The sequence below is a fragment of the Fulvitalea axinellae genome (genome assembly GCF_036492835.1).
Classification (GTDB): domain Bacteria; phylum Bacteroidota; class Bacteroidia; order Cytophagales; family Cyclobacteriaceae; genus Fulvitalea; species Fulvitalea axinellae.
Genome location: NZ_AP025314.1, coordinates 4,167,062 through 4,181,159, shown reverse-complemented (window position 1 = coordinate 4,181,159; position 14,098 = coordinate 4,167,062). Strand labels below are relative to the sequence as shown.

7 protein-coding genes are annotated in these 14,098 nt (G+C 47.6%); 6 read left to right on the top strand and 1 reads right to left on the bottom strand.

Annotation, left to right across the window (positions count from 1 at the left end):
- Positions 1-9 precede the first annotated feature (9 nt).
- Positions 10-3,522 (bottom strand): hypothetical protein, encoded by a 3,513-nt coding sequence (locus AABK39_RS15810; RefSeq protein WP_338392314.1) that lies wholly within the window; start codon positions 3,520-3,522, stop codon positions 10-12.
- A gap of 179 nt (positions 3,523-3,701) precedes the next feature.
- Here AABK39_RS15810 and AABK39_RS15805 point away from each other — a divergent pair, with 179 nt between their 5' ends.
- The 6 genes from AABK39_RS15805 (at position 3,702) to AABK39_RS15780 (ending at position 14,094) form a co-directional block, all read left to right on the top strand.
- A complete protein-coding gene (locus AABK39_RS15805; RefSeq protein WP_338392313.1) occupies positions 3,702-4,385 on the top strand; it encodes a response regulator transcription factor in 684 nt (227 codons plus the stop codon).
- On the top strand, positions 4,382-5,728 hold the full coding sequence (locus AABK39_RS15800) for a sensor histidine kinase (RefSeq protein WP_338392312.1): 1,347 nt from the start codon (positions 4,382-4,384) through the stop codon (positions 5,726-5,728). Before AABK39_RS15805 ends, AABK39_RS15800 begins: the two co-directional genes overlap by 4 nt.
- A gap of 137 nt (positions 5,729-5,865) precedes the next feature.
- On the top strand, positions 5,866-8,328 hold the full coding sequence (locus AABK39_RS15795) for a TonB-dependent receptor (protein WP_338392311.1): 2,463 nt from the start codon (positions 5,866-5,868) through the stop codon (positions 8,326-8,328).
- A gap of 327 nt (positions 8,329-8,655) precedes the next feature.
- Positions 8,656-9,240, top strand: a complete 585-nt coding sequence (locus AABK39_RS15790; RefSeq protein WP_338392310.1) for an RNA polymerase sigma factor — start codon at positions 8,656-8,658, stop codon at positions 9,238-9,240.
- 77 nt (positions 9,241-9,317) lie between these two features.
- Positions 9,318-10,313: a FecR family protein gene (locus AABK39_RS15785; protein WP_338392309.1), complete on the top strand. Its 996-nt coding sequence runs from the start codon at positions 9,318-9,320 to the stop codon at positions 10,311-10,313.
- A gap of 163 nt (positions 10,314-10,476) precedes the next feature.
- On the top strand, positions 10,477-14,094 hold the full coding sequence (locus tag AABK39_RS15780; protein WP_338392308.1) for a SusC/RagA family TonB-linked outer membrane protein: 3,618 nt from the start codon (positions 10,477-10,479) through the stop codon (positions 14,092-14,094).
- Positions 14,095-14,098 lie beyond the last annotated feature (4 nt).

Sequence of the window (14,098 nt, the reverse complement as noted above, 5' to 3'; positions counted from 1 at the left end):
GCCTTCGGGCTATTCCGTTTCTTTTGCTTTTTGATCCCGTAGTTTTTGCTGAAGATCTTCCTCGCCAACGCTTTTTACTGCTTCAATCGCGGCTTCCCAGTTATTGAAAAAGGCTTGCCTTTCTAACGGGTCCAGTCCCAAATTCATTCGTTTCATGGTTTTCTTGAGGGAACGTTTCTGCTTCAGCCTCAGCATCGCCTCTACGATTCCGTACATCATGTGGCTGGCTTGTTCCGAATTGAGGGGGACGCCGAGATTGGCGCATCCGCAGATTCGGAGGTTGTCGAAGAACATATGCCTTTCGTCGTTAAGGAAAGCTCGTAGTAAGTCTTGGAAGAACTGGGCGTACAACGGTTTTATGCTTCCGATAATTTCCTCCAGAGCGCTGGTGTTTTTTGATTTTACAAGTCTGTTTCCTTTCGATACGTAACTGCCAGCCGAATCCGGGCCTGCGAGTTGGTGAGTCATCATTCTGGCCATATATTCCATTCCGCCGATCTGGAGCGCTTGGTCTATGCCGGATACTTGCCCGGATTGGCTGTCGTACATCACGTTACCTTCGTTGAAGTTGCCGATAAACCGGTCGGTATTGCCCAAAAGAAAATCGTAAACGGCGAGTTCCCCGAAGCTTTTCAGCATGGATTTGTCCATAAGCTCATCAGGTCCGCCATCTCCATAACAGCGGTCGAAAGGCGCTCCGGGCATGCGCTCCATAAAGAGGCATTTGATGTCTTTCGGGTTTGCGATTTGTTGGGCCATAAAGCGGAAGTTGAGCCTGAAAGCGTTGCCCATCTGCGATGACATAATGTATTCCCGGAAGGTTTCCCGTTCTTCTTCGTTAAGGGAGCGAGTGGCCGGAGCCGTAGACCTTCTTCCCATCAATCGGATAAAGTTATTGGCGAAGGCCTCGTTGGTTTCCGATGGCGCCAGTTCGGAATCCTCCATCGTTTTCATAATATGCGTAGCCTCCTCGTCTTCTTTTCCCATAAAATAGATTGTTCCGACTTTTCCCGTCATATCACTTCTTTCCGTCACTTCGGTAAATTCTTGAGCGTCGGGCAATGAGGCTTCGCCAAAGTGTTCCTGCAATTTTTCTTGGTTGACCCCTCTGGGCAAAGAAGCGAAGCGTAACGAGGAAGTGACCGAGATAGTGGACAAAGGCCGTCTGCCTGAAGCCGTCGCCCGGCGATACATCATTGTGTTTTCAAGGCTATGTTCCGGTGAAGGGTCTCCTTGGGAACTTTTTAGCGACGGTTCGGAATGTTCCTCCGGCGGAGGAAGAAAAGGAGCGTGTCTGAAGTCGCTGAAAGTAGGTAATTGTTGGTCCGTTGAGAAATTGAACGGCTCGGTGCTTTCCTCGTCAATAGGCGGAAGGCTAAGTGATCCCGGCGGTGGGCTTGGAGTCCTTCTTTCGGGTAGCCAAGGCGATACGGATACCGTAAGTTCTGGAGCACTGGGTGGCGCGGTGCTTGTCGGGAGCCAATTGCTTGTGGTGGCGGTTACCGGAGCGGTTGGGCTACCGGTGAAGGTTCTGTAGTGCAGAGGAGTGTCTGGAGCTCTTTCTACACACTTTTCGCCCGTCACGACCATATTGTGTACGGCCTTGCCTGATCTTTTGGGCAATCCCGCTTGTGCCCGGACGTCATTCTCCACTACGTTTACATCGTCCTGTTTTCGCTTGTCAGGTACTTGGGGATGGTTTCTCCATGTCTCGACAGCTTCGGCGAATGCGCTGGTGAAATGCGTGAAATTGTGGGCGAAGGCCAAACCGTGAAGACCTTTGCTTTTTTCGTCTAGGAAATCAACCGCTAAGTTTCCTGCGGGTTGGCTGATGTTTATTTTAAGCTCCACGGGTTTTCTTCCGTCGCTGGCGCAATCCGCACTTAGAATTTCATAGCCTTTTTCCGAGGCGTCTTCAGAGAAGGTGAGGGAAGGAACGTCGATTACTGACGGGCCGTTCAAGGTGGGGATAATATGCATTTTCCCCTTTGTGGCTCCTGACCTTTGGTTTACAAAGAAATGCGGAGTCGCAGTGGTTCCGCCAAGTATGGTGACTCCAGGCGCTGGAGTTTTTCCGAAAGATTTCGATTCCAATGCGCTGTAAAGTAAGTCCCGTCCTGGGCCGGAAGTCATAAGCCGGGCTAAGTAAGCCGTAATTCGGCTGTTTGAATGTTGGCTGGCCATCGGGCGGGGCATCAGGCCTTCTACTTTAGGCGAGTCTGGCGGAATTTTGCCCGGCGAGGCAGTGAAGAGTCCCGGGCGGTCTTCTTTGTCGGGAACCAAGACGCTACTTTGCACCTCGTCTTCTTTTGGGTGAATCTTGATCGCTGAGCAACGGTACAAAAATCTGTTCCAAAAGGCTTCGGGTTCTTCATCGTTGAAAGTCGGGTTTTCCGGATCGTCACCGACTACGATTCTGATACTTTCAGAGGGAACCCAAGGCTCTATTCGGTGGCGGAGCATTAAGTCTGCAAGGTATTGATATTCGACATCTATTCTTCCCAGCAGATCCAAAGCTTTGTCCAAATGCGGAATGGCGCCTTTTACGGGAAGCGGTGTTTTCCTAAACCACCGGAACACTTCCCTTTCCATATGGTGCAGGGATTCCAGATGTCCTTGGATAGTTTTTTTCAATGCGTCTTGGCTGTCCTGCAATGCACCTCTGGTAACGGTTTCCCTTTCTGAGGCCATGCTAAGGCTTCGTTCATAATCCCTGCTTGATGGTCTTATTGACCTGAGAGACGAATGTGTGGAAATAGCCTCGTCGGTTATTTGGTGAAGGCCGTCGTGTTCTTGAATAATCTCGGGCAGGTATTGGCACTTTTCTTTATACGCTTCGGCCATTTGCATGGCTCTTTCAAGTTCGGGGTCAAGTGGAGACTCGTCAAGTAGAGGGGCGTGTTCCCCTCCCAGAATTTGCTGTTGTTCTTGAGCGATATGCGCTAACAGGTTCTCAAGCGCCATTACAAGCCCGGCCGGGTGGTTTGGGCTTGTGCTAAGCGAGGTTTTAAGATTGTTGGCGTGGATTTCAAGCTCGTTGAGCAGGTTTTGCCTGTAGCGGATGTTGCGGGCCATATCGGTTTTGGCGGACGAAGCCCGGCTGGTGGCGGTGCGGTGTTGTTCCTCAAAGAGAACTAGTTTCTGGTAAAGCCCAAGATTCCGTTTGGCCTCGAATTGGAAAAAGGAAGGCTTTGGGTTTTGCCGTGCTTCGGCTCTTAGCCGGTTTTCTTCCATTGGCAACGAACCGATAAATGCGTGCCTCTGGGTCTCGATTTGGGTTTGGCCTTGGGTAAGGTGAGGCAATCTGGTGCCTAATTGCTCGCCGGATGATGTAGCTTCTTCATAAGCGTATAGGATTGTGTCGATAGTCTGCAGAAGAGGGAAAGAGGTGTATTGGTCTTCCCGGCCTCGCCAGTCACGGGTTTGTCTTTGGAACTCTGACAAGGACAATACGCCTCCGCCTTCCGGAGCGCCTCCGGAAGCTTGGTGTTGGGGCGGATGTCTGTCTTGTTCGCGGAACATTTTCGGCTTTTTCCCTTGGTTAAATACAGCGGACTTCCTTTTAACCTTGCAAGGGGCTTATGGGTTTGTTTTGTCTTCATATGATGGCGTTCCGGGGCTTGGCTTTTCCCAAAGATCAAAATCGCTTCAGGTTCTGAGTTTTTTTTTGTAATTATAAAGCAACCAATAGCGGAGTTGTCATGAAGATACTGTTAGTGGAGGACGAGCCGGATTTGGCTTCGAATGTGACCGATTTCCTGAAGGGTGAGATGTTTGTGTGCGAGTGGGCCAAGGACAAGGAAAGTGCGGTGGACAAGATCATTTCCTATGATTACGATATCGTGATTCTGGATATCATGTTGCCGGACGGTAGCGGACTGGATGTGCTGAAAGCGCTGAAAGAGTCCGGTTCGGAAGCCGGTGTGTTGATCGTTTCCGCAAAAAACAGCCTTGACGACAAGCTTCTGGGTTTTGAGGGCGGTGCGGATGATTACCTGACCAAACCGTTCCATCTTTCCGAGCTAAACGCGCGGCTGTTGGCCCTGTATCGTCGGAAAGGTTTTCAGGGAGCTACCAGAGTGGCTTTTAACGAAATCGAAATAGATACGGTATCCGATGAGGTGTTCGTTAACGGGGCTTCAATAGTGTTGACCCGCAAGGAATTCGAGCTGTTGCGTTATTTGTTCGCCAACAGGAATCGGGTGCTTTCAAAACACTCTATAGCCGAACACCTTTGGGGCGATCATGTGGATCTGAGCGATTCGTTCGATTTCGTGTACCAACACATCAAGAATCTCAGGAAAAAGCTGATGAAGGCCGGAGCCGGAAACTACATCCGGACCATTTACGGCATGGGCTATAAATTTGGAGCGGAGGAGGCATGAGGCTGATAACCAGAATTACGGGGATCTATTTGCTGATCGCCATTCCGATTTTCTTTATTGGCGGATTGGTGTCTTTCAGGATTCTTCATAAACAGGTGAACAGGGAAACGGATTACGAGCTGTTGAAGATCGTTCACCAGATGATGGATTACATGAGGGACGATATCCCTTACCAAAAGCTGGAACGGGACAATATCCAGATTCGGCCGTTGATGGAAGGCGAAATGTGTCGCTATAGGGACCGGGAGTGTAACGAATGGTTCGGGTTGGACAAATTCCGCTTTAGCGATACCGTGGCGGTACGTCGCTATCCGCTGAAACACGGAGGCTATGGCGGAACGGTTGAACGGCAACGGAAGCTGACGGTGATAAAGGAAGTGGATGGAAAGCCGTATTTGTTTGTCGTGTATACGGTGGTGTTTGAGGATCATGACGTTGTGGAGCAGGTGGCCCAAACCGTGGCCTTGCTGTTCCTTATCCTGACTATAGCCTTGGTGGCGGTGAGTTATATCGTTTCCCACAAAATATTCCGGCCTTTTCATCAGACATTGGATTTGGCTTCGAAATTCGATTTGCAACACAGTACCTGCTCGCCCAAGTTTCCCAAAAGCAATATTCGGGAGTTCAAGCAACTGAACACAACTTTTTCGGCTTTGCTGGAACGGGCGGCTCAGGAATATAAAAGTTTGAAAGAGTTTTCGGAGAACGCTTCGCATGAGATGCAGACGCCGTTGGCCGTTATCAAAGGCAAGTTGGAGCTTTTGATGCAATCTCCCAGAATGGCGGAGGAAGACCTTAAGCTTTTGGGGTCGGCTTATGCCGGCGCCGGCAAGCTTTCGAAATTGGGGAACGCATTGACGCTTTTGATGAAAATCGAGAACCGTGAGTTTGCCAATATCAAATCCGTGGCCCTGTCGGGAATACTGGAGGCTTCTCTTTTCGATTTTCAGGAGATTATGGACCTGAAAGGAATCAGCGTGGAGAATCGGATTTCTCAGGATGTGTATTGCGAATGCGATCCGCTATTGTTGGATATCCTGATCACGAATTTGTTGAGAAACGCCATTAGGCACAATCACGAGCAGGGAAAAGTTTGCGTGTCGTTGAGTCCGGGTGTTTTGAAGATTTCGAATACCGGCGCCGAACCGGATATGAGCCAAGAGGATTTGTTTACCCGGTTTCGGAAAGGCGGAAGTACAGGCGAGTCCCTTGGCTTGGGCTTGGCCATAGTGAAGAAAATCTGCGAAGTGAGCGGTTTCGATATCAAATATGAGTACCGGGACGGATGGCATTTTATGAAAGTTGAGTTTCCGGAATCTTCCGATAATTTACGTGACCGGTAACCAGTCTTGCTGAAAGGAATTATGCCGTGATGTATAGTTTGTTGTCTCGGAAAAGTGATTTTATAGGTTGAATTATATCAAATTCGCTACAGAATTTAGGGCTAGATTAGTTCCTGAGTTTTATAAATAGCGAATAAATGATACGAATCTCACTTATTTCAGGATGGCTGTTCTTCCTGTGTTTTGCCTGCGGGTTGGATCTTTTTGCGATGACGGAACCGGAAGGCCCGGTGGCTAAAGTACGGTTGATAGGTAAAGTTGTGGACTCTGAAAACGACACTCCGTTGGAGTTTGCTACCGTGGCGATTTTGGAGCCTGACGGATCAGTGGCCGGTGGTGGCGTAACGGATGCCAACGGTAAGTTCTCTGTCGAAATTAGACCTGGAAAGTTTACCGTCCGGATTGAATTCATATCCTACCAAAAGAAAGAGATTCCTAATTTGGTTATAGCCAAAGGCACTCGCCAACATGATCTGGGCGTGGTGAGATTGTCCGCCGACATCAAAGCCTTGGAAGCTGTGGAGGTAAAAGCTTCCAGAGCCAGAATGGAAGTGGCATTGGATAAAAAGATACTCAACGTAGCCAGCGATCCTACTTTTAAAGGCGTTTCGGCCTCAGAAATCCTGGACAATATTCCATCTGTAAGTGTGGATCTTGACGGGAACGTGAGCCTGCGCGGAAGCGGTAACGTAAGGATTTTGGTGGACGGAAAACCTTCCGGCCTTACGGGAATTAGTTCTACCGATGCTTTGAAGACGCTTCCTTCAGAAATGATTGAGAGAGTGGAGGTCGTGACTAATCCGTCGGCGAGATACGAGGCTGAAGGAACGGCGGGGATTATCAATATCGTTCTGAAGAAAAACAAGAAGAAAGGCGTAAACGGGACATTCAGCGTTAACGGTGGTTTTCCGGGTAGCGTGGGAGCGGGCGTGAACCTGAATTTCAGAAGGGAAAAACTCAACTGGTTTGTGAACTACGCGGCCCGTTACGGAAAAAACCCGGGCTCGGGAGTTACGGAACAATTCAATGCCGATAATGAATTGATTTCCCGCCAATATCGGGATCATGAACGTGGAGGTTGGTCGAACAGCGTTCGTTTTGGAGCGGATTATTTTATAAATGAAACGAATACGCTTACAGCGGCCTTGCTTTATCGTTATGAGGATAATGATAACGAAAGTTCTATCAAATATCGGGATTACGGTCCATCGGGAGATTTGGTCGGGCAGAGCGATAGGTCTGAGACGGAAAATGAGACCGAGCCGAATTTAGAGTATTCCTTGCGTTACAAAAAGACTTTTGAAGGAGAAGGGCACGAGTTTGTGGCCGACTTCCAGTATCGTGATACGAAGGAAAAAGAAGCCTCTGATTTTATCCAAGTCTTTTCGGGTGAAGGCGCTAGGGAGCCATTGAACCAGCGAGCGGGAAATGAGGAAGGCGAAAGCGGAATGCTCCTGACGGCCGATTACGTTTACCCGTTTTCAAAATACGGTAAGTTCGAGAGCGGTTATCGCGGGTCGGTGCGCCGAATAGAGAATGATTATCAGGTCCAAAGCCTCGTGAACGATAACTGGGAGAATAACGTGGAGCTGACGAACACGATGATTTATGACGAAACTATACATGGCGTATACGCCATGGTAGGCGAGAAATTCTGGGACAGGCTGTCATTGCAGGGCGGTTTGAGAATGGAATATACGGACGTGGTGACGGAGCTGAAACAGACCGACGACAAGACACCGAGAGACTATGTGGATTTTTTCCCGAGTTCGCATATCACGTTCGAATTTGCTGAGGAACAGTCGGTGCAGTTTAGTTATAGCAGGCGTATACTCCGTCCGCGTTTTTGGGATTTGAACCCGTTTTTCACCTTCAGCGATTCGCGTATGATCTTTGGCGGAAATCCGAAACTTGATCCTGAATACACTGATTCCTATGAGTTGGGATATATCAGAAACTGGGATGACGTATCGTTGTCGGCCAGCGGTTATTACCGTAGAACGACGGATATCATCCAGCGCTTGACTCGCCTTACCGAAGAGGATGGGGAGGTGATATCCAGAACAAGACCGGAAAACTTCGGTACCGAAGATGCGTTTGGCGGAGAGTTTACCTTTGCGGTTACACCTGTGAAATGGTGGGATTTTGATCTGGACGCAAACGCTTACTATTTTATTTTGGAAGGAATGGACCGAGATGTGCCCGTGAAGAGGGAAGGATTTACTTGGCGCTTCCGCGGAACTTCGAAAATTAAGATTGCAGGCCTTTTCGATTGGCAGACGCGTTTTGGTTTCCGCGCTCCGCAAAAATCGGCGCAAGGGAAGCGTAAAGCCGTTTATGCGGTGGATTTAGGGTTTAGCCGAGATATCTTGAACGATAACGGAACTTTGACGCTGAATGTGCGGGACCTTTTCAACTCTCGTAAATGGAGATGGGAAGCCACGGACAACGAAAACGGTATCCGGACCGAGCGTGAATTCCAGTGGCGCTCACGTACTGTAACTCTTGACTTTAGCTATAGGCTAAATACGAAAAAAGGTCGCGGTGGTCGTGGTGGCGGTCAATCGGGCGGTTCTGGTGGCGGTGGCGGAATGTTCTGATACCCGTCTTTGGATTAATCATAAGAGTATACAAAAACCGAAAGTTCTACGCTTTCGGTTTTTGTTTTTTTGGACTTCAAAACCCGTTAAGAATCTAAAAAACAAGGAGAATAGGTGTTGTTTATTGTTTAAATTTCAATTTTTGATATTTTAATTTGAAAAATAGCTTATGCTTTATCTTAATTTTATTATAATGTATTCGTTCGGTTAATTTCAAGCTTGGATTTCCTTACATCTCGGCTTTTCTCATTATCCGAATTCATTTTTTTCGAGCGCACGGAGTTTCTCCGTTTTTGCCTTTTCAAAGATCATCTAGATCCAAATATTATGGATATGAAACATGTGGACAGCGTACTGTGGAGCCAGTTCAAACAAGGCGACCGTTTTGCTTTCGCCCGCATTTACAAAGACCATAGCGTAGCCTTGCTGGCGTACGGAGGCAAGATGACCGTTGACAAGCAATTGTCGGAGGATTGTCTTCAGGATTTCTTTGTCGAATTGTGGCGAAAGAGACACAGGCTGGGGCCGACAGACAATATCCGTTATTATCTTTTGTGTTCCTACCGGCGCCGCCTGGTGCGGGCCATCGAAAAGCAAAATAGGCTTCAGTCACTAAGAGACGAGGTTTTGGGACACTTTGAGCTGAGGGTGGACGAGTCTACTTTGCCACAGGAAATATCGGAGCAAAGAAAAAGGTGGCTACAGGATGCGGTTGACGGACTTTCGAAAAAACAAAGGGAGATTCTGTATCTCAAATACAATGAGGGACTGACATACGAGGAGATTTCGGAAGTGTTGGAAATGAATTATCAGTCGGCGGTAAACTCAATGCACCGTACCATGAAGTCCTTAAGAAGGATGGTTCCCCATGCGGGAGCCTTGGTTTTGTTAAGTGGAATGAAATTTTTCTGATTTTTTTTCGGAAAGACTGAGTATAAGGGAAATCCCGATGTGTTTACAGATCAGAAACCGAATAATCGCAGTGTTCAATGAAGGATGAAAGCAAGCGGGCACGTAGGGTCGCGGACTTGTTGAATGATACGGACTTCCTGATGTCCGAATTAATATCGGACTCGAAACGGGGTCCGGAGCCAATAAATGACTCTGGGGAAGAAAACGAAGCCAAAGGGAGATTGGCTGGATTGCGTTTCCGGCCGGAAGATTCCCGAAAATTAGAGGCCCGAGCCGACAGGATTTGGGCGAATGTAAGCGAGTTGTCTTTTAAAGATAAGTCCCCCCGGTCGTTTGGCTGGATGGGAAATGTAGTGGCTATTCTGCTGTTTGCCTTCGGCTTGGCTTTTTGGTTCGAAGTTTCCGAGAATTTGGGACTAAGAAAGGCGCCGGAGATAGTGGAAGTAAAAGCGGCCAAAGGACAACGGGTAAAATACGTTTTGCCGGACGGATCGAGGGTGGCGCTTTACCCTGGAAGCGTATTGAGGTACATTAAAGACTTTAAAACGGAAGGGAGAAAGGTTTCCGTGAAAGGTTGCACATACTTTGATGTGGTCCATGATCCCGAACACCCCTTTAGTGTAGAAGCTGACGGGCTGGTTACCGAAGTGCTCGGAACTAGTTTTAACGTTATATCCGATAGCCTTTTCTCAAGCGTTGCTTTGGTGGAGGGAAAAGTGTCTGTGAAGACGGAAAATGTCATGGACCGTTACACACATATTTTGGTTCCCGGACAAGTGTTGGAATACGACAAGGAAAAAGGGATAGCGCAGGTTCATAAATTCGATAGAAGGGCTCTCACGGCCTGGAAGGATGATATTTTATATTTCAAGAGGAAACCCCTGAGCGAGATTTTGGTGGATTTGGAGCAATGGTACGGCGTTTCCTTCATAGTGGCTCCGGAGGTGGATGCCAGTCGACAGTACTCAGGTGAGTTTCAGGGAGAGAGCCTCAGGAACGTACTGGTCGGAATTGGTTACTCCAATGGTTTTTCTTTTAAGTTCCAAGACAGGACGAAGGTGGTGATTTTTTAGGTGAAGGCGTTTTGGGATTTTTACGGCGAACCGGCCGGCAAACCGCATAAACGATAGCGGAAGTTTTTTCGAAAAAGATACTTCAGGCCCCGTATGATTGGCAGATCGAAACGGAAGCCTGAAGCAGGTTTATTATTGGTCTCACTAAAACCACTATTAATTTATGAAAGAAAAATTAATTTTTGGCCTAAAGATGCTGTCAAAGTACACCTTTTATGGCCTGGCCATGCAAATTCTTCTTTGCACGACGCTGTTTGTGCGGGGAGGCGGGGCGCAATCCCTCATGGCGAGCCACATCAAACTGGAAAAGAGTAGCATGACGCTACGCGAAATCTTTTCCAGTATCGAGAAGAACTCACGGTACCGGTTCTTCTATGACGAAGATCTATTGTCTTCCATAGAAGGACAGTTAAACGTGACCGGGGACAATGTTTTGGGAATCCTTACGGACGTATCCAAAGCTACCGGTCTGGAATTTAAGCGGATCAACAAGAACATTTACGTAACTAAGAACCAGAATGCGGATGGAGAAAACTCTACTGTACAGGCTAAAGTATTCATAAAAGGCCGGGTGGTTGACGAAGAAAAAGAACCGCTGATTGGTGTTACGGTCTTTGAAAAAGGAACAACCAACGGAAGCGTAACCGACATCAACGGCGACTATATGATCTCCGTGAATACGGGATCGACTTTGGTGTTTCAGTTTGTGGGGTATACTACTGTAGAAGAGCAAATAGGCAACCGTTCTTCCATTAATGTGGAACTTAAGGAAGATGTCCAACAATTGGAAGACGTTGTGGTCACGGCTTTGGGCATCGAACGTCAGGCTAAATCTTTGGGATATGCCACGCAGGCGATGAAAGGAAGTGATATTGCCGTTAAGGCTTCGCCAAATATTGCGAACAGTATGTCGGGTCGTATCGCGGGCGTGCAGATTACTCAGCCAAACGGAATCGAAGGCGGTACTACCAGAATTGTTATTCGGGGTATTTCGAATTTGCAAGGCAATAACCAACCGCTTATTGTAGTGGACGGAGTTCCGATCGACAACACGCCGGGCATGACCAGCGCAATTAACGGACAAGACTGGGGAAGTGGCCTTAACAATATTAACCCGGACGATATCGAAAGATTTGACGTGTTGAAAGGAGCCGCTGCCTCAGCCCTATATGGCGCACGAGGCACTAACGGCGTAATTATGATTACGACTAAAAAAGGAAAGAACGGCAACAAAAAAGGCTTGGGTGTCAGCTACTCGTTTATGCACAGGGTGAACAAGCCGTATTTGTATCAGGACATGCAGAACGTCTACGGACAGGGTGGTCCTGTGTCTGACCTTGAACCGACTCTGAATAAGAACGGGGACGGCCAATACGTAATCCCTAAATGGTGGGGCGACGTTCATAACCCTAAAGGCATAGAAGGAGTCTCGACTTGGGATAGCTTTAGTTGGTTCTGGACAGCGTCAAGCTGGGGTCCGAAGATGGATGGCACAATGGTTAAATGGTGGGATGGAGAAATGCGCCCGTTTAGCCCTCAGCCGGACAATCAGAAAATCTACCACCGTGACGGCTTGACCGCCAGACATAATATCTCGATCTCTAAAGGCGGAGATATGGGGTCTTTCCGTTTCTCAGTGACTCGCCTGGATAATAAAGCAATCGTTCCGAATACCAATTTCGATCAAACGACTTTAAATCTTGGCGCCGACATTAATATCTCCAAAAAGCTGAAAACTAATCTGTCTTTTAGCTACATCGATTATAACAGAAACAATACGCCTGTTCTTGGGGAAAGTAGCGACGGTTTTGGTAAAGCGATGATTTATGTTTTGCCAAGAAACTATAAAGGCTTGGATAAAGACCTGTACGTAAATCCTGACGGAACCCGAAACGATTTGAACGGGTTTGCGGATTCGTATTCGAACTACCATCAGCATATTTGGTGGAAAACAATGAAAAACAACGAGTCCCGCAACAGACGGAAACTCTTGGGTAGCGCTACCATGACTTATCAAATCACGGATTGGTTATCCGCATTGGTTCGGACGGGTATGGATTCCAATAACGAGGATATCAAGGTTGAGAATTCCCCTACGGATTTGGAAGGTCTGCTTGGCGGAAAGTATAGTCGGAAGCTTTTCAACAATACCGTGATGAATCACGAGGCGTTACTTATGTTCTCCAAGGATGATATCTTGCCTGATTTCAATATGGGGGCCACAGTGGGCGCTAACCTATGGCATCATAAAAAGTACGGCCTTAAGGCGGAAACGAGTACCAACCGTATTTTCCCGAACACATTCTCCATTAATAACGATGCAGATAACCCCAAAAGGGCCAAAGAGGATTTCTATGAAAGGAAACTTCACGCCGTTTTCGGTATGGTGAATGTGAGCTACAAGGATATGCTTTTCCTTGAGGTAACAGGCCGTAATGACTGGTCCTCGACATTGCCAACTGACGTGAATTCGTACTTTTACCCATCGGCAAACGTTGGTTTTGCTTTTACGGAAGTAGAAGGGTTGACAGAGGGACTCTCGTGGCTTAACTATGGTAAGTTGAGGTTGGCCGTAGCCAAAACTGCGACTGACGCTGATCCGTATGCTGTACACGCTACCTATAATACTGGAAACTTCGCCAATTCCGCTACCTATAAGTTACCAAATGTAGTTCCCGCATTGGATTTAAAGCCGACTCAAACGGATGCGTATGAGATAGGGCTTGATTTGGAATTGCTTAACAGTAAAATTTTCCTCGACGCAACTTACTATGTGCAGAATACTTATAACCAGATCTTGAAGACTAGCACAGCTAGATCTTCGGGTGCTGAAAACTTCTGGTTCAACACGGGAGAGGTTCAAAATAAAGGCCTGGAAGTAGCCATACGAGGTATTGTTCTGGACGCCCCGCAATATGGTTGGGAAACGGAAATCAACTTTGCGAAGAATAACAACTACGTAAAGAAGCTTCACGAAAAGATCAAGACTCTTGAGTTGCAATCTCTTTGGGGATCTTACGGCCCTAGTATCTCTGTAGAAGAAGGGGACCGTGTAGGTACAATTTACGGTTACGACTATCTCCGTGATGATAACGGCCGTCGGGTAGTGAATGATGCCGGAACGCACTATTACTCGACAAAAGAGAAAGTGGCTTTGGGTAATTCCACTCCAGATTGGTTGGCTGGATTCACAAATACTTTCCGCTACAAGTCTTTGCGCTTAAGGGCGCACATTGATGCGAAGATTGGCGGGGACGTGTATGCGGGCAGTTATGCGACGGCTTTGTTGAACGGCTTAAGCCCGGAGACTTTGAGTGAACGTATGGGCAACGGCCTTCCTTACACCGACTCTGAAGGAAATACCAGAAACGTAGGCGTTAAGCTTGGTGGAGTCCATAAAGACGGATCGCCAAATGACAAGACGGTACACTATATATACAAGTATATGAGTGGAGAAGGCTCTGGTTGGGGCGATTGGAAGGATACGGATAACAAGCGTTACAACTTCATACATGAGCCAACGGTGGTGGATAACACTTGGGTGAATATGCGCGAGATTTCTTTGACATATGACATGCCACAAAATTTGGTAAAGAAGGTCGGTTTCATACAAGGCTTCTCGGCTACTTTGTCCGGTCACAACCTTTTCTATATATACAGAAACATGCCTGACGATATTAACCCGGAAGGTGTTAACGGAGCGGGGATGGCTCAAGGAATCGAGTGGGGAGCTTTCCCTGGGGTAAGGTCATACAGCTTCGCTCTTAATGTTTTATTCTAATTGA

Coding starts and splice junctions, on each gene's coding strand:
- AABK39_RS15800 (WP_338392312.1), top strand. CDS start 4,382: ATGAGGCTGATAACCAGAATTACGGGGATCTATTTGCTGATCGCCATT.
- AABK39_RS15795 (WP_338392311.1), top strand. CDS start 5,866: ATGATACGAATCTCACTTATTTCAGGATGGCTGTTCTTCCTGTGTTTT.
- AABK39_RS15790 (WP_338392310.1), top strand. CDS start 8,656: ATGGATATGAAACATGTGGACAGCGTACTGTGGAGCCAGTTCAAACAA.
- AABK39_RS15805 (WP_338392313.1), top strand. CDS start 3,702: ATGAAGATACTGTTAGTGGAGGACGAGCCGGATTTGGCTTCGAATGTG.
- AABK39_RS15810 (WP_338392314.1), bottom strand. CDS start 3,522: ATGTTCCGCGAACAAGACAGACATCCGCCCCAACACCAAGCTTCCGGA.
- AABK39_RS15780 (WP_338392308.1), top strand. CDS start 10,477: ATGAAAGAAAAATTAATTTTTGGCCTAAAGATGCTGTCAAAGTACACC.
- AABK39_RS15785 (WP_338392309.1), top strand. CDS start 9,318: ATGAAGGATGAAAGCAAGCGGGCACGTAGGGTCGCGGACTTGTTGAAT.